We start from the raw sequence: 14,937 nt of genomic DNA on the forward strand, positions 1-14,937 counted from the left end.
GTCGTAAGCAAGCCCTAAACCTTTGCCCCAGGACTCACACAGCGACATGGCAGGCCATTCCGTCAATCCGGCGCAGGCTTCTGACGCCCAACTCGACCGTTTGGAGTTTGTTATCCCCAGCGTTATCCCGCGCATGCATGACCTTTTGCAGGAACTGATGGACCTGCTAGAGGCGCGCGGCATCACAGAGCCAAACTCCAACATTATGCTCGCGCTTGATGAAGCCATTGCCAACGCCATCAAGCACGGCAATCACGAAGACCCGTCCAAAAACGTCCATGTCGTGGTTGAGTTTGCGCCAAACGAAGTCACCTTTGTTATTACGGATGAGGGTGACGGCTTTGACCTCAAAGCGCTCCCCGACCCGACCGACCCAAGCTGCCTGCTGCGTACCTGTGGACGCGGCGTGATGCTCATTTACCATCTGATGGACGAAGTCGAATACAACGCGCGGGGCAATCAGGTGCGCATGAAGAAGAAGGCCGAACGATGAGCGCCGCCCCGTCCTGTGTTCCTGCCGACAGCCTGCCCGATCTGCACCAACTGGCTGATCTGGAGCCGCTCTCGACCGGCGACTTGATTGACCGCGCCGTGTTCATTTATCGGGCGAACTTCGCGCCGTTGCTGGGGCTTTCCATCTTACCGGTGCTGACCAGTTGCGCCGGCGCGCTCTTGGTCGCTTATACGGCGACCGGCTTGCGAGAATCGGTCGCCACGCTTCCCGTCCAGATCGTGGGGTTCGTCGTCGGCTACTTTCTGACCTACTTTGTCAGTCCCTTGTTGTTGGTGCTGATTACGGGCGGGCTGACCCGAACGGTAGCCGATTTCATTATGCTCGACGTACCCATCAGCTTCCGGCGGACATGGCGTATGGCGCGGGGGCGGTTGTGGCCGCTGATCTGGTCGCAACTCATCGGCGCGATGCTGTTCTGGCTTGGGGTGTCGGGAGTCGCCTTGGTCGGCTTGTTCATCCTCTGGGTAATCGTGCTCGCAACCGTCCTTTTGTTTGGTTACTTGACCACAGTCTTGGCCGGCGGTTTCTACTTCTTGTTGACGGGATTCGTCATCGCGCTGGGGTTTGTCGGTTACTGCGCCGTGCTGGCTCAAGTCGCATTGCTCCCAAGCGTTGTCATGATTGAGGGCCGTTCAGTTTGGGACAGTGTTGTACGCGCCATGCAGTTGGCGCGCGGAACAATTTTGCGGATTGCGCAGATTACGCTCTTTGACATTGCCATCGCCTCCTCCGTGATCTCGGCCCTCGGCATCCCGCTGCTCGTGTACGTCCTGCTCAACGGCGAATTCGACGACCTAACGCGCACGCCGATGTGGTTCCTCCTGTCCTTCAGCGTGGCGGATCAGCTTGGCAAGCTGGTCACACTGCCGATGGCGACCATCGCCTACTGCTTGTTGTACTTCGATGTGCGCGTTCGGCACGAAGGCTACGATGTAGAGTTGCTGGGGGCGCGTCTCGAAAGCGCCGCCACCCGGTTGGCGGCGACTGCGCCAAGAGACCGCCGGACGCCGGAAGCAGCGGCTCCGTCACCAACCGGAGCCGCTTTGTAGGGCCGCGCTTGAGCACGCAGTCTGCTGAAACTCGCAGACGCCGAGCCGAGCAGGTTGAAGCCGCCCCCTAACCTAGCCTTGGCGCATGCTGCTCACCACCCTTATGTGCCGTGTTCCCAGCTGTTGATGTATTCGACCATTTCAGCCGTCAGCGTATCTATCTTGACGCCCATCGCTTCGAGCTTGAGCGAGGCAATCTCGATGTCAACTTCTTCCGGCAGGCGATGGATGGTCTTTGCAAGCGTACCGGCGTGCTTTTTGAGGTACTCGGCCGAGAGCGCTTGGTTGGCAAAGCTCATGTCCATGACGCTGGCTGGGTGGCCTTCAGCCGCAGCCAAATTAATCAGCCGCCCCTCGCCCAGCACGATAATCCGGCGGCCGGTCTCAGCCAACTCATACTCCTGTACAAACGGGCGTATGTCGCGCACGTCGCGCGCCATGTCCTTTAGCGCGACAAGGTTAAGTTCGAGGTCAAAGTGACCGGAGTTGCACACCACCGCACCGTCCTTCATGACGGCGAAGTGTTGGCGATCAATGACGTGGCGATTGCCAGTGACAGTAATGAAGACGTCCCCCTGCGGTGCAGCCTCGGCGATAGGCATGACGCGGAAGCCGTCCATGACGGCTTCAATAGCGCGGATGGGATTGACCTCGCAGACAATAACGTTTGCCCCTAGCCCCCGTGCGCGCATGGCGACGCCTTTGCCGCACCAGCCGTAACCGACGACCACCAGCGTCCGCCCCGCCAACAGCAAGTTGGTTGCTCGGATCACGCCGTCGAGCGTGGACTGCCCCGTGCCATAGCGGTTATCGAACATATGCTTGGTCTGGGCGTCATTGACGGCGATGACCGGGAACGGCAGCAACCCGTTGGCCTGCATCGCCTTTAGGCGCTGGATGCCCGTTGTGGTTTCCTCGGTGCTCCCCAGCACGTCAGCGACTAACTCGCTTCGTTCCTTGACCAGCGTGGAAACCACATCACCGCCATCGTCAATGATAAGGTGCGGCTTGGTATCAAGCGCAATCAGCACATGCTTACGATAGTCATCCGTGGATTCGCCCTTGCGGGCGAAGACTGGAATGCCAAAGTCGGCGACGAGCGCAGCCGCGACATCATCTTGGGTTGAGAGCGGGTTGGAGGCGATCAACACCGCCTCCGCGCCGCCCGCTTGAAGCGTGCGCGCTAAGTTCGCCGTTTCAGTGGTGACGTGGCAGCAGGCGACAATCCGCAAGCCCTCAAGGGGACGTTCCTTGGCGAAACGCTCCCGAATCAGGCGCAGTACGGGCATTTCCCGGTCCGCCCATTCAATGCGCTTGCGTCCGAGCGGAGCAAGCGTCAAGTCGGCAATGTCATAGTGTTTGACAGGTGCGGCACTAATACTCATTCGATAACATCCTCAAACTGAGAAATAACGTCCGCCACGGCGACCCAGGGACTTACAGCCCGGCTTCTCTTCGCAGAATGTCGGCCTTGTCGGTACGTTCCCAAGTGAAATTCTCCTCATTGCGCCCAAAGTGACCGTAAGCGGCGGTCGGCGAATAGATTGGACGCTGCAAATTAAGCATCTCGATGATGCCGCGCGGTGTCAGGGCAAAATGCGAACGAATCAGTTCAATGATAGCGCCCGACGAAATTTTGCCTGTCCCAAACGTTTCAACGTGAATGGAAACCGGCTCGGCGACACCAATAGCGTAAGCCAGTTGCACTTGGCAGCGGTCGGCTAAGCCGGCGGCGACGATGTTTTTGGCTACGTAACGCGCCATGTAAGCCGCCGAGCGATCCACCTTCGTCGGATCCTTGCCGGAAAACGCGCCGCCGCCGTGGGGCGCATAACCACCGTAAGTGTCCACAATAATTTTTCGGCCCGTCAGCCCCGTATCCCCCATCGGCCCGCCGATGACAAATCGGCCGGTGGGGTTGATGTGAAACTTCGTGTCGGCGTCGAGCATGGTCTCAGGAATGACGGCGCGAATGACATGGCGTTCCACGTCACGCCGTAGATCATCGGTTTTGACGGACTCGGCATGCTGGGTGGAAACCACAACGGCGGAAATCCGATGTGGCTTACCGTCGCGGTACTCGACGGAGACCTGCGCCTTGCCGTCGGGGCGCAAATACTCCAACGTCCCCTCCCGCCGCACCTGCGCCAAACGTTGAGTCAACCGGTGCGCCAGTTGGATCGGCAGCGGCATGAGTTCCGGCGTCTCGGTGCAGGCAAAACCAAACATCAGCCCTTGGTCGCCTGCGCCGCCCGTATCCACGCCCATAGCGATGTCCGGCGATTGGGCGTTGATGGTTGAGATGACCGAACAGGTTCTGGCGTCAAAGCCATACTCGGCGTTGTCGTAGCCGATCCGTCGGACGACTTCGCGCGCAACGGTAGGAAAGTCCACGTAGGCGGTCGTGGTAATCTCACCGGCAATCACCACCAAGCCGGTCGCCAGCAGCGTCTCACATGCCACGCGACCGTTTGGGTCGCGGCGGAGGACCTCATCGAGGATCGCATCGGAAATCTGATCCGCCATTTTGTCGGGATGGCCCTCGGTCACCGATTCAGAAGAAAAAAGAAAAGTACCGTTGTTCAAAACCTATCCTCCACAAAACACACGGGTTGATGCGCGCAGCAAGTTCGGCTCACGGCCAACGCTCACCAGCAGCGAACGACCTGTATGTCGAATGCAACCAGAAACCAGAGCGAAAGTCGGGCTGAGCATTGTTCAAAGCACCTGACTGTAACATATGGAACAAAAAATGCCAATCCACGACCAACCAAGCGCACTACCAATGTCAGCACAGGCTATTTCCACCTTACGCTGAAGGCCGGCTGAAAGCATGATGTTTTAGCGAATGTGATTCAGCTAGGCGGCGTGATTTGACCAGTTGCAAGGACTGAATACTATTTTCCGCAGCATCACCACCCAGGCGAAGCCTTGCTTTGCCATACGTTTCTGGGGCGCTTGGCTATGCCAACTGATATGCGCCGCTCACTCAGCGGGGCGATTTGGAAACCAGCGACGCCTCCAACTGAGGCCGTGCAAAAACTGGCAGCGGCGCTGGGGATTCATCCGCTGCTTGCCGCCTGCCTGATTAATCGTGGGCAGACGACGCCGGAACGCGCGGCTGCGTTTCTATCCCCTGATCTGACGCAGGTGCCGGACCCGCGCCCGATGTGGAATCTGGATGCAGCTCTACGCATTATCAGTGGGGCTGTCGCACGACGAGAGCGCATCCGCATTGTCGGCGACTATGACTGCGACGGCACAACGGGACTAGTGACGCTGCGTAACGTCCTTCGGCGGCTTGGGCCGCAAACGGACGAATTTGTGTCCTACTACGTTCCTGACCGTGAGCGGGAAGGCTACGGCCTGAACCCCGGTATCATCGAGCAAGCGGCGGCGGACGGCGTCCAGGTTTTAGTTTCAGTAGACATTGGCATTACGGCCCATCAGGAATGGGAACTGGCGCGGGCGCGCGGCATCATTGGGGTTTGTGTTGACCACCACACGGCGCTTGGGAGCCAAGCGCCGACCAACGCCGTTGTGGTGTGTCCGAAACAGGCCGGCGATCCCTACCCCGAAAAAGACCTTGCCGCCTGCGGCCTCGCTTGGCAGATGGCACGGGCGTTGCTCGCCGACCGACCCAACGGCGAGCTTTTTCTCCGCTCATTGACGAAGCTGGTGGCGATTGGGACTTACGCCGACCTTGTGCCGCTTTCGAGTCCGGCGAATCGCGCCATCGTAGCGGAGGGACTGCGCGGCCTCAACGACGGCTCAAAAAACCATGGCCTTGCGGCGTTAATTGAAGTCGCAGGGCTGGCGGAGCGAGTCATCAGCGCCAGCGACTTGGGTTTCCGTCTCGGCCCGCGCATCAACGCCGCCGGACGCATTGAAGGGACGACACTGGGCGTGATTGAGCTGTTTGACAGCCGCACCCCGGAAGAGGCCCGCGCGCGCGCAAAACGGATTGACGCTTGGAACACAGAACGGCAGGAAGTGCAACGGCGGCTTGTCCACCAACTGGAACGACAGATCGCCGACCAGGCGCGCGACGACCTGGTGTACGTTCTCGCCGGCAACCACGCCGACGGCTGGCACCAGGGCGTCGTCGGCATCGCCGCCGCCAAGGTCGTGGAAACTTATCACCGGCCGGCGCTGGTCTGCAGCATTCGCGGTGACATCGCCCATGGCTCCGGACGCAGCATTCCTCAATTCAACCTGATTGAGGCGTTGCAGGTCGTTGGGCAGGATGGTCTGTTCCTGCGGTACGGCGGCCATCCGGCGGCGGCTGGTTTCTGCCTGCTGGTTGACCGGTTACCGGAACTCCGCCGCCGCCTCAACGATTACGCGCAACAGGTGCTTGCCCCCGAAGACCTGACCCGCGCCTACGCCTACGAGGGGGTGTTGCCGGTCGCCGACCTCACGCCAGCCCTCATTGACAGTTTGGCGAAACTGGAGCCGCACGGCGTCGGCAATCCCGCTCCGCGCTTTGTTATCCGCGGACGTATTGTGGAGCAGCGCGTCCTCAAGGACGCCCATCTCAAGCTCGTTCTCAGCGACGGCGGCCACCGTACCGAGGTGCTGTGGTGGCAGCAAAGTGGGTACGCCGACCAACTGCCGAAGGATACGCTGGTGGAAGTGCTGGGACGGCCGGACATCAATGTGTGGAACGGCCGGACGACCGCCCAATTCATCGCCGCTGACATTCGGCGAATCGTCTAACAGGGGCAAGACGCTCCAACGCGGCACACAAAGACGCCGACAACCGCCAGCGGCTCTCCCCGCCGCCGCTTTCATTCAACCTTTAGCGGCGGACGGTGAAATTTGCCCTACCACCACGCGCCGCACCCGCTGCGGAAGGAAAAACGTCGTGAGCACAATCAGGCGGTTGAGGAGGCGGCGAATGTCGCCGGGGCCTTCCCAGTGTTCGGCGAGCACTTCGCTCGGCGTCCGATTCAGCAGGCGCAACAATGCGACGGCGATCAGGTAGCTGTCGTCTATCTGGCCAAAAAACGGAATCAAATCGGGCAACACGTCCAGTGGCGTGATGACATAGGCAATTGTCGCGGCTAAAACAATTTTATCCCCCTGCGGCACGCGCGGGTCACGCGCCAAGCGGTAGGCAAGCTTGAGGAGGTTCGGGAGAAAGCGGAGGGCTTCGCGCATGAGTTTGCGAAGCCGGCCGGGCGGCGACTCGACAAAGCGCGCAGCCGGTTCGCGGCGACCATTGACGATTTCAAACGCGGCGGTCTGTCCGTACTCCGTCATGCTCGTTGACCTCCGACCAAAGCAAGGATGTTGACACTAACGACAGCCATTGTGGCATGGCTTGCAGCCGCCTGCATCCGTTGAGCGTGTGGTTTTCAACACAACTTGGCGGCGGCTTATACGTGTATCGTAGCTTGATTTTTTAAGTCCGTGGCGGTGGTCATGTCTGCCTACCATACGATTGCCATTTTGCTGACGCTGGCCGCACTGGCGGCCTACGTCAACATCCGCTGGATTCGTCTCCCGACCACCATCGGTTTGATGGCCATCTCGCTGGTGATGTCCGTGGCGTTGCTGGCGTTGGGCGAAATGGGACTGGTTCCGCTGCGGACGTTCGCCGCCTTCGTCAGTGCGATTGATTTCGGCGACGTGTTGCTGCACGGAATGCTGGGCTTTCTGTTGTTCGCCGGGGCGCTGCACGTCCACGTCGAAGACCTCCGGCTGGCCAAATACCCGGTGGGTGTTCTCTCAACCATCGGGGTCGTCCTGTCCACATTTGTAACGGGAACGCTGTTTTACTCTGCGAGCAAGGCGTTGGGGTTGTCGCTCACCTATCTGGAAGCCTTGCTGTTTGGGGCGCTGATTGCGCCGACCGACCCGATCGCCGTCCTTGGCATCGTCAAGAAGGTCGGCGCGCCTAAAACACTGGAAACCAAAATCGCCGGCGAGTCGCTGTTCAACGACGGCGTGGGCGTCGTCGTCTTTCTGACGCTGCTGGGCGTGTATCTCCAACCGGAGTCGCTGAGCGCCGTCGGCGTCGCCAAGCTTTTTGTGCAGGAAGCGCTGGGCGGCGCGGCGCTCGGCCTCATGACGGCTTGGGCGGCCTACGTCATGCTCAAAACCGTGGACGCCTACCAAGTTGAAGTGCTGATTACGCTGGCGCTGGTGACCGGGACCTACGCGCTGGCGGAGGCGCTGCATTTGTCCGCCCCCATCGCCGTCGTGGTGGCGGGGCTGTTTATCGGCAACCGTGGGCGCATCAAGGCGATGTCGGATGAAACGCGCGTCCGCTTGGATGTCTTCTGGGAGCTGATTGACGAAATTCTCAACGCCGTCCTGTTTTTCCTCATCGGCCTTGAACTCATCGTCATTGCGTTGCAGCCGGCGTACTTCGTCGTCGGCTTGTTGGCGACCGTCGCTTCGCTGATTGGGCGGGCGGCGGGCGTTGGGCTGACCATCACGACGCTGCGCTTCAAACAGTGGTTGCCGCCGGGGACGATTCGCATTCTGACGTGGAGCGGCCTGCGCGGCGGGATTTCAATTGCCTTGGCGCTGGCGCTGCCGCCCTCTCCGGCGCGGGATGTCATTGTGGCGGCGACCTACGTCGTGGTCGTGTTTTCCATTCTTGTGCAGGGGCTGACGGTCGGGCGGCTGGTGGCCTACTTTGTCGCCGCACAGGGGGCGGCGTCGGACGATGCAGACGCCGCGCCGGCCGGAGAAACGACCTAAAAAGCACGCCGGCCTTCACCGACGGAGTTGGGCGAGAAGCGCGCTGGTTGAATGCGCCTTAGGATCGCCGACAATGGCGACTTCGCCGCCGTAGGCGCGCACAATCTCCCGTTCGGGAACGGTGTCGGGCGTGTAGTCCGTGCCTTTCGCATGAACGTCCGGGCGCAGCGTCCACAGCAGCGTTTCAACCGTACGCTCGTGAAAGATCACAACGGCGTCCACGCAGGCCAGCGCCGCGAGAATTTCGGCGCGCTCGACATCCGGCGTCACCGGACGGCCGGGGCCTTTGAGTTCCCGCACGGTTGCATCGCCGTTGACGCCGACAATGAGCACGTCCCCGCAGGCGCGCGCCGCCTGCAGGTAGCGGATATGGCCGACATGCAGCAGGTCGAAGCATCCATTCGCCAGAACGATTCGCCGCCCGTCGCGCCGCCACGCCGTGACGCGCGCCGTCAGTTCTGATAGAGAGCAGATTTTCCCGCCAACGTGGTCGCCGCCGCTCATACGGCGCAATTGACCAGAAGCCGAGGTGTGGTGCAACCAAGGCCGCGTCGGTGTGCATCAGCCCGATGGAGTCTCGCCGGTTGAAAGCGTCATGGCGTGTTGCATACGTAGCATCATCGTGTTGTCGGTTCTGGCGTGTGGGCTGTGGGGCGTCCGGCCGTCACATCTTCCGTTTCACGGCGGGCGTCTCGGCGCGGCCAATCGTATCGGCTTGGTCGTCCACGCGCAGGATGACAAGAAGGACAAACCCTCCGACGACAAGAAGGACGACAAGAAAAAAGAGCCGCGCTACATTGACAAAAAGCCGAAGGACGACAGCCGAAAGGACGACAGGAAGAAAGACGAGCGGCCGAACGACCGGTGAAGTCGTTTCATGACATTTGGCGATGGCGACCATAGACCTCAACGCCGACATGGGTGAAAGCTTCGGCGACTGGCGCATGGGGCAGGACGAGGCGCTGTTGCCCTACGTGTCTTCCGTCAATCTCGCCTGCGGCTTCCACGCCGGCGATCCGCATACGCTGCGAAAAAGCGTCGCACTGGCGCTGGAACACGATGTGGCGATTGGCGCGCACCCAAGCTACCCTGACCTGCTTGGGTTTGGTCGCCGTGAGATGGCGCTGACGCCGGACGAGGTCTTTGACTGCGTTCTCTATCAGGTCGCGGCCGTCAAAGGCGTCTGCGAGGCGCTGGGTGGGCGACTCCATCACGTCAAGCCGCACGGAGCGCTTTACAACCGGGCGGCGCGCGCGCCGGAGATCGCCGCCGCCATTGCGCGCGCCGTGGCCAAGCTGGACGCTGCGCTTATCCTCTACGGTTTGGCCGGCGGTTGTCTCATTACGGAAGCGGAGCGAGTCGGTCTGCGCGCTGTAGGTGAAGCCTTCGCCGACCGCCGCTATCAGCCGGACGGGACGCTCGTTCCCCGCTCTCAGGCGGACGCCCTGATCACCGACACGGCCGAAGCCGTCGCCCAAGCGCGACGGATTGTTCACGAGCAAGCCGTTGTGGCTCGCGACGGGCAAACCGTGTCATTGCGGGCGGAAACGCTTTGCCTGCACGGTGACGGCCCGCAGGCGCTCGCCTTCGCCCAAGCCATCCGGCAGGCGCTTGAGGCCGACGGCGTTCGCGTCGCTGCGCCATGACGAACGCGCACATCTTCCCGATTGCAGACGACGCTCTAACGGTCGAATTTGGGCAGGTAATTTCGCCGGTGCTGTACGAGCGCGTTCGGCGGCTCGATGCGGCGCTGGCGGCGCAGCCGTTTACAGGCTTCCGTGAAGCCGTTCCGGCTTACGCCGCACTGACTGTGTTCTATGCGCCGGACACCGTAAAGTGGGCGTATCCTGCCTTCCCGACGGCCTACGCCGCCGTGGTCGCCCACCTTGAGCGTTTGCTCTCGCTGCCCCTGGCGACCGACGACGCCCCGCGTCGGCTGGTTGAGATTCCGGTCTGCTACGACCTGCGCTGCGGCCCCGATTTGCCGCTGGTGGCTGAACAGCACGGGCTGTCAGTTGCAGAGGTCATTGCATATCACTGCCGCCCGACCTATCGCGTGTTTATGCTGGGCTTTTTGCCCGGCTTCGCCTACCTCGGTCTGGTTGACGAGCGGATTGCAACGCCGCGCCGCCCGACGCCGCGCCCACAAGTGCCGGCCGGAAGCATTGGCATCGCCGGGCGGCAAACCGGGATTTACCCTGCCGCCTCGCCCGGTGGCTGGCAGCTGATTGGACGCACGCCACTGCGGATGTTCAACCCGACGGCGGCGACACCGTCCCGGCTGGCGCCGGGGGATGAAGTTCGCTTTTATCCGATTGGTTACGAAGCCTGGTTAGCGCAAAACGAGTACGACCAGTGCATTTCCGAGAAAATGTAGCGATGCGGCCGCCGTTTGGCGTAGGCGGCGTTCCGCCGCTGCACGCCAAAAGCAGACCTGCACCCACTGGATTTGCTCGGAAAGCGCCTAGGCCGCGCTGGCCGCCGATTGGCTGGACGAGGCCTTCTTCAAAACCGCCCGCTTGCCTGTCGCCTGCGTTTCTGGGCCTTCCGCCGGCGGCGCGACTTCACCAACAACCACCTTGGCTTTCTTGGCGGTTTTGGCGGCGCTGGGGGCCTCGGTCCAACCGCAGCCCTCTTTGTCAGCGCAGTAGCGATATGCGCCATAGCGCTTGGTCGTCTTTTCAAGCGTAAACGGTGCACCGCACTGCGGGCAGCTTTCCATGACTGGCTTGTCCCAGTACACCACCTCGCAGCCGGGATAGTTCGTACAGCCATAAAACACCAAGCCGCGCCGCGATTTGCGCTCAATGATGTCGCCGCCGCAGCCCGGCCGCGGACAAGCCATGTGCTTGACGACTTCGCGCTTGACATACTTGCACTTCGGGTAGGTGGAACACGCCGTGAACGCGCCGAAACGACCCTGCTTGACGGCCAGCGGCTTCCCGCAGGTTGGACAGGGTTCGTCCAACAGGACATCCGGCGGCTTGGGCGCGCCACTTTCCGTCAACCGGCGCGTCGTCTTGCATTCCGGGTAGCCCGTACAGGCGAGAAATTCGCCCCAACGACCTTTTTTGAGCGTCATCGGCCGCCCGCATGTCTCGCAGGTCACGTCGGCGTAGGCCGCCGCCTCGCTCGTCGCCTCGCTTTCTTCTGCCGCCGCTCGCTGACCGTAATCGCGCGTCGCCTTGCACTCCGGGTTGGTGCAGGCCAAATACTTCCCGTAGCGCCCCAGCTTGAGCATCATCGGCGAGCCACACTTGTGACAGGTTTCATCCGTGGCTACGCCGGCCTTGGCTTTTTTGAGGTTCGCCTCCGCCGCCTTCAAATCCGCCTGAAACTTCTCGTAAAAGTCGTCCAGCGTGTCGCGCCAGTTGCGCTTCCCTTCCTCAATCTCATCCAACTGGGCTTCAAGGAGAGCGGTGTAGCCGGGATCAAACAGGTCGGCGAAGTTTTCCGTCAGTACGTCGGCGACGACCATCCCTAAGTCGGTTGGGTGGAAACGCCCGTCGCGCTTTTCCACATACTCGCGCGCCTGAATGACCGACAAAATCTGCGCGTAGGTGGACGGCCGCCCAATACCTAACTCCTCCAGCGTCTTAACGAGCGTGGCTTCCGTGTAACGCGCCGGCGGCTTTGTAAAGCTTTGGTTGGCCTGTAGCTCCCGGCATTCAACGACTTCGCCTGTGGTCACCGGCGGCAACTTCAGCGCCAGCGCCTCGTCGTCGGCGTCGCGTTCATCCTTGCCTTCTTCATACACCGTCAGAAAACCCGCAAAGCGCAGCACCGATCCGGTCGCCCGAAACACGAAGCCATCGCCGCCTTCAATGTCAATCGTCGTCGCGTCATAAATGGCCGGAACCATTTGTGACGCGACAAACCGCTGCCAGATCAAGCGGTACAGCGCCAGTTCATCGGCTTCAAGATATCGCGCGACCTGATCAGGCGTCCGCGCCACCGAGGTCGGACGAATCGCCTCGTGGGCGTCCTGCGCTGTTTGCTTGTTCTTATACTGATTCGCCTTCGCGGGGAGTTTGTCGTCACCGTAGTTGGCGGCGATAAACGCCCGTACGTCGTGTAGCGCCGAATCGGCGACGCGGGTCGAATCCGTCCGCATGTAGGTAATCAACCCAACGCTGCCTTCCGCCCCAAGCTCAACGCCTTCGTAGAGCTTCTGCGCGATCTGCATGGTCTTCTTGACGGAAAAAGACAACTTACGGGCGGCTTCCTGCTGAAGCGTCGAGGTGATGAACGGCGCGACAGGGTTACGCTTTTTCTCCTTGGTCGTCACCGACGCGACCCGCCATTCGGCTACAGCGCGCAGTCGTCGCTCGAGATCACGCGCCTCCGCTTCATCCCGAATGTGGCGCTCGTTTTTGCGCCGCTTGTCGAAATCGCTTGTTTTGAGTGTTGCGCCGGCGATTGAGAGGAGATTAGCGGTGAACTCCGGCGGCAGCTTGGCAGCGAAGCGCGCAGTGAACGTCCAGTATTCGGTAGGCTTGAAGGCTTGAATCTCACGTTCACGTTCAACCACCAAGCGGAGGGCGACCGATTGGACGCGCCCTGCCGACAGCGCCAGCTTGCCCCCGCCCAACCGCCGGTTGAGCATTGGGCTAACCTGATAGCCCACCAGCCGATCGAGGACACGCCGCGCCTGCTGCGCTTCTACCAGCGCCGTATTGATTTCGCGAGGTTGTTTGAGCGACGCCTGAATGGCGTCCTTTGTGATTTCATTGAACAGCAGTCGGTAAACCGGCTTGTCGTTCTTCGCACCGACCAGTTCCTCACGTAAGTGCTGGCAGATGGCCTCGCCTTCACGGTCGGGGTCGGCGGCAAGATAAATGGCGTCAGCCTCGCGCGCGGCGGCCTTCAACTCCCGGACGGTTTTGGTGTTGTTGCGCTTTTTGGTGTCGGGAATGAGTTCATAGGTCGGCTCAAACCCATGCTCAATGTCCACGCCTAGCTCTTTTTCAGGCAAATCCTTGATGTGACCGTACGAAGCGAGTACGGTGAAGTCCTTGCCGAGGTACTTGGTAATCGTCTTTGCCTTCGCCGGAGACTCAACAACAACCAGACTCTTTGGCATGACGTACAAAACCCGCCGGTGGAATGTCCCACTGCCGAGAATACCTCCATATCAGGGATGGCGGCGAACTCAACACCGGCCAGTGGGGAAAGATGGCGATTGTGGGCGTCCGGTCGCCGTTTGGCAAGCGCCGCACGACGAATACGCTCCTGAGATGCACCGGCGCTTCCCTAAGCCGTTGAAACCCAAGACGCAGAAATACTTTCGGGTCAACTGACCAAGAAAACACAGGGCGAGCCGTGGCGACGACCGACGATGAATTGTGGATGCGCTTGGCGTTAGATGAAGCATGGGTCTGCCTTGACCGCGACGAAGTGCCGGTCGGGGCCGTGCTAGTTGTCGGCGACCGTTTGATTGCACGGGCCGGTAATCGAACCCGTACTGACTGCGATCCAACAGCCCATGCTGAAATCGTTGCGCTTCGCGCGGCGGCGCAGCGGCTGGGCAATTACCGCTTGACCGAAGCGACGCTCTATGTGACGCTCGAACCTTGCGCCATGTGCGCCGGAGCGCTGATTCAGGCGCGGATTGCCCGGCTAGTCTTTGGCGCTTCTGACCCCAAGGCGGGTGCGGTCGTGAGTCATTTCGGGTTGTGTACCACCTCGGTGCTCAACCACCGCATCGCTGTGACAGGCGGCGTACTGGCGCAGGCGTGCGGCGACTTGCTAAGGGACTTCTTTCGCCGCCGCCGAGAATGATATGCTCTTTGAGCGCACGGTGAGGTGCGAGAGTGGCTGAATCGGTCGGTCTCGAAAACCGATGTACGGGCAACTGTACCGTGGGTTCGAATCCCACCCTCACCGCCAGTATTTGGGCTCGGTCGGAACGCCAACGCTTGTTCCGACCCATTGTCGGAGGGGTGGCCGAGTGGCTGAAGGCGCAGCATTGGAAATGCTGTATACGGGAAACTGTATCGAGGGTTCGAATCCCTCCTCCTCCGCCAGTCCTTATGAGATGCTGACTTTGGGGCGGATGGGACGGTCGCTGCCTGCGCCGCCGCGACCACGGCCGACGCAGGGAGAGGAAAGTCCGAACACCACAGAGCAGCGAGCCGGCTAACGGCCGGGCGCGTTCGAGGCAGCGGCGACGCTGCGTCGGGCGCGACGACAAGTGCAACAGAGAACAGACAGCCTGACTTATACGCTCTGGAGCGCGCTCCAGGCGTAGGAGTGGCGATGGTGAAACGGTGCGGTAAAGGCGCACCAGCGAGCGTGGTAACACGTTCGGCTAGGCAAACTCCTCGCGGTGCAAGACCAAATATGGAGGTGTTTGAGGGCTGCTCGTCCGAGTCCCGCTCCGGCGGGCGCATCTCCGGGTAGGTCGCTTGAGCCGGCGAGTAATCGTCGGCCTAGATGAATGACCGTCGCCGTCGTTTGACGGAACAGAATTCGGCTTATACATCCGTCCCAGTATCGGCACGCGGCGTCGTCGGTTCTCGACGATGCCGCGTGTTTGCCTTTATAGGCTCAAAACCGCTCGGCCTCTTCACGCCTGCGCTAACGGTACAGCGCCGACAATACGCTCAGCGGCTTCTGGTGTCGTAACGCTTCCTATTGGTCAGAGGCGCGCGCAGCGCC

The 14,937-nt window shown here is 61.1% G+C and carries 14 protein-coding genes, 2 tRNA genes and 1 other RNA gene; 12 read left to right on the forward strand and 5 right to left on the reverse strand.

All coding sequences use genetic code 11. The features are described from left to right. Positions 1–46: 46 nt before the first annotated feature. Positions 47–493, forward strand: coding sequence for an ATP-binding protein (locus tag NZ585_02515; GenBank protein MCS7078911.1), 447 nt, complete (start codon positions 47–49; stop codon positions 491–493). Next, on the forward strand, positions 490–1,563 hold the full coding sequence (locus tag NZ585_02520; protein ID MCS7078912.1) for a hypothetical protein: 1,074 nt from the start codon (positions 490–492) through the stop codon (positions 1,561–1,563). The genes NZ585_02515 and NZ585_02520 overlap by 4 nt, the downstream gene beginning before the upstream one ends. Before the next feature lie 101 nt (positions 1,564–1,664). Here the strand turns inward: NZ585_02520 and ahcY are convergent, their stop codons facing one another. Continuing rightward, the gene (gene ahcY / locus NZ585_02525; protein ID MCS7078913.1) at positions 1,665–2,948 is read right to left on the reverse strand and encodes an adenosylhomocysteinase; all 1,284 of its coding nucleotides are present in this window, start codon (positions 2,946–2,948) and stop codon (positions 1,665–1,667) included. Positions 2,949–3,000: 52 nt separating this feature from the next. Next, positions 3,001–4,149 (reverse strand): methionine adenosyltransferase, encoded by a 1,149-nt coding sequence (gene metK / locus NZ585_02530; protein MCS7078914.1) that lies wholly within the window; start codon positions 4,147–4,149, stop codon positions 3,001–3,003. A gap of 378 nt (positions 4,150–4,527) precedes the next feature. On the opposite strand from metK, the gene recJ reads away from it, so the two are divergent. Then, the gene (gene recJ / locus NZ585_02535; GenBank protein MCS7078915.1) at positions 4,528–6,282 is read left to right on the forward strand and encodes a single-stranded-DNA-specific exonuclease RecJ; all 1,755 of its coding nucleotides are present in this window, start codon (positions 4,528–4,530) and stop codon (positions 6,280–6,282) included. Positions 6,283–6,357: 75 nt separating this feature from the next. Here recJ and NZ585_02540 read toward each other — a convergent pair whose 3' ends face one another. Next, a complete protein-coding gene (locus NZ585_02540; GenBank protein MCS7078916.1) occupies positions 6,358–6,828 on the reverse strand; it encodes a YkvA family protein in 471 nt (156 codons plus the stop codon). Positions 6,829–6,990: 162 nt separating this feature from the next. On the opposite strand from NZ585_02540, the gene NZ585_02545 reads away from it, so the two are divergent. Beyond that, positions 6,991–8,277 carry a sodium:proton antiporter gene (locus tag NZ585_02545; protein MCS7078917.1) on the forward strand — a complete coding sequence of 429 codons (1,287 nt, stop codon included), beginning with the start codon at positions 6,991–6,993 and terminating at the stop codon, positions 8,275–8,277. Positions 8,278–8,292: 15 nt separating this feature from the next. Here the strand turns inward: NZ585_02545 and NZ585_02550 are convergent, their stop codons facing one another. Further along, on the reverse strand, positions 8,293–8,781 hold the full coding sequence (locus NZ585_02550; protein MCS7078918.1) for an adenylyltransferase/cytidyltransferase family protein: 489 nt from the start codon (positions 8,779–8,781) through the stop codon (positions 8,293–8,295). Between the two features lie 91 nt (positions 8,782–8,872). Here NZ585_02550 and NZ585_02555 point away from each other — a divergent pair, with 91 nt between their 5' ends. Genes NZ585_02555 through pxpB form a run of 3 tightly spaced genes read left to right on the forward strand, consistent with a single transcriptional unit; the run spans position 8,873 to position 10,654 of the window. Next, on the forward strand, positions 8,873–9,145 hold the full coding sequence (locus NZ585_02555) for a hypothetical protein (GenBank protein ID MCS7078919.1): 273 nt from the start codon (positions 8,873–8,875) through the stop codon (positions 9,143–9,145). A gap of 22 nt (positions 9,146–9,167) precedes the next feature. Next, positions 9,168–9,923 carry a LamB/YcsF family protein gene (locus tag NZ585_02560; protein ID MCS7078920.1) on the forward strand — a complete coding sequence of 252 codons (756 nt, stop codon included), beginning with the start codon at positions 9,168–9,170 and terminating at the stop codon, positions 9,921–9,923. Then, positions 9,920–10,654, forward strand: a complete 735-nt coding sequence (gene pxpB / locus NZ585_02565) for a 5-oxoprolinase subunit PxpB (GenBank protein MCS7078921.1) — start codon at positions 9,920–9,922, stop codon at positions 10,652–10,654. Before NZ585_02560 ends, pxpB begins: the two co-directional genes overlap by 4 nt. An 87-nt stretch (positions 10,655–10,741) precedes the next feature. Here pxpB and topA read toward each other — a convergent pair whose 3' ends face one another. Continuing rightward, positions 10,742–13,360: a type I DNA topoisomerase gene (gene topA / locus NZ585_02570; protein MCS7078922.1), complete on the reverse strand. Its 2,619-nt coding sequence runs from the start codon at positions 13,358–13,360 to the stop codon at positions 10,742–10,744. Positions 13,361–13,383: 23 nt separating this feature from the next. On the opposite strand from topA, the gene NZ585_02575 reads away from it, so the two are divergent. The 5 genes from NZ585_02575 (at position 13,384) to rnpB (ending at position 14,772) form a co-directional block, all read left to right on the forward strand. After that, on the forward strand, positions 13,384–13,542 hold the full coding sequence (locus NZ585_02575) for a hypothetical protein (protein ID MCS7078923.1): 159 nt from the start codon (positions 13,384–13,386) through the stop codon (positions 13,540–13,542). Positions 13,543–13,599: 57 nt separating this feature from the next. Next, on the forward strand, positions 13,600–14,058 hold the full coding sequence (tadA, locus tag NZ585_02580; GenBank protein ID MCS7078924.1) for a tRNA adenosine(34) deaminase TadA: 459 nt from the start codon (positions 13,600–13,602) through the stop codon (positions 14,056–14,058). Between the two features lie 18 nt (positions 14,059–14,076). Then, positions 14,077–14,166: transfer RNA gene (locus tag NZ585_02585), tRNA-Ser, on the forward strand. A gap of 47 nt (positions 14,167–14,213) precedes the next feature. Continuing rightward, positions 14,214–14,303: transfer RNA gene (locus NZ585_02590), tRNA-Ser, on the forward strand. 22 nt (positions 14,304–14,325) lie between these two features. After that, positions 14,326–14,772, forward strand: an RNA gene (gene rnpB, locus NZ585_02595) — RNase P RNA component class A. Positions 14,773–14,937 lie beyond the last annotated feature (165 nt).

The organism is Chloracidobacterium sp. (genome assembly GCA_025057975.1).
Classification (GTDB): Bacteria; Acidobacteriota; Blastocatellia; order Chloracidobacteriales; family Chloracidobacteriaceae; genus Chloracidobacterium.

Excerpts from the sequence above, each read along its gene's own strand:
- ahcY (MCS7078913.1), bottom strand. The coding sequence starts at position 2,948 with ATGAGTATTAGTGCCGCACCTGTCAAACACTATGACATTGCCGACTTG.
- NZ585_02575 (MCS7078923.1), top strand. The coding sequence starts at position 13,384 with ATGTCCCACTGCCGAGAATACCTCCATATCAGGGATGGCGGCGAACTC.
- NZ585_02540 (MCS7078916.1), bottom strand. The coding sequence starts at position 6,828 with ATGACGGAGTACGGACAGACCGCCGCGTTTGAAATCGTCAATGGTCGC.
- topA (MCS7078922.1), bottom strand. The coding sequence starts at position 13,360 with ATGCCAAAGAGTCTGGTTGTTGTTGAGTCTCCGGCGAAGGCAAAGACG.
- NZ585_02560 (MCS7078920.1), top strand. The coding sequence starts at position 9,168 with ATGGCGACCATAGACCTCAACGCCGACATGGGTGAAAGCTTCGGCGAC.
- NZ585_02550 (MCS7078918.1), bottom strand. The coding sequence starts at position 8,781 with ATGAGCGGCGGCGACCACGTTGGCGGGAAAATCTGCTCTCTATCAGAA.
- NZ585_02520 (MCS7078912.1), top strand. The coding sequence starts at position 490 with ATGAGCGCCGCCCCGTCCTGTGTTCCTGCCGACAGCCTGCCCGATCTG.
- pxpB (MCS7078921.1), top strand. The coding sequence starts at position 9,920 with ATGACGAACGCGCACATCTTCCCGATTGCAGACGACGCTCTAACGGTC.
- recJ (MCS7078915.1), top strand. The coding sequence starts at position 4,528 with ATGCCAACTGATATGCGCCGCTCACTCAGCGGGGCGATTTGGAAACCA.
- NZ585_02555 (MCS7078919.1), top strand. The coding sequence starts at position 8,873 with ATGGCGTGTTGCATACGTAGCATCATCGTGTTGTCGGTTCTGGCGTGT.
- NZ585_02545 (MCS7078917.1), top strand. The coding sequence starts at position 6,991 with ATGTCTGCCTACCATACGATTGCCATTTTGCTGACGCTGGCCGCACTG.
- NZ585_02515 (MCS7078911.1), top strand. The coding sequence starts at position 47 with ATGGCAGGCCATTCCGTCAATCCGGCGCAGGCTTCTGACGCCCAACTC.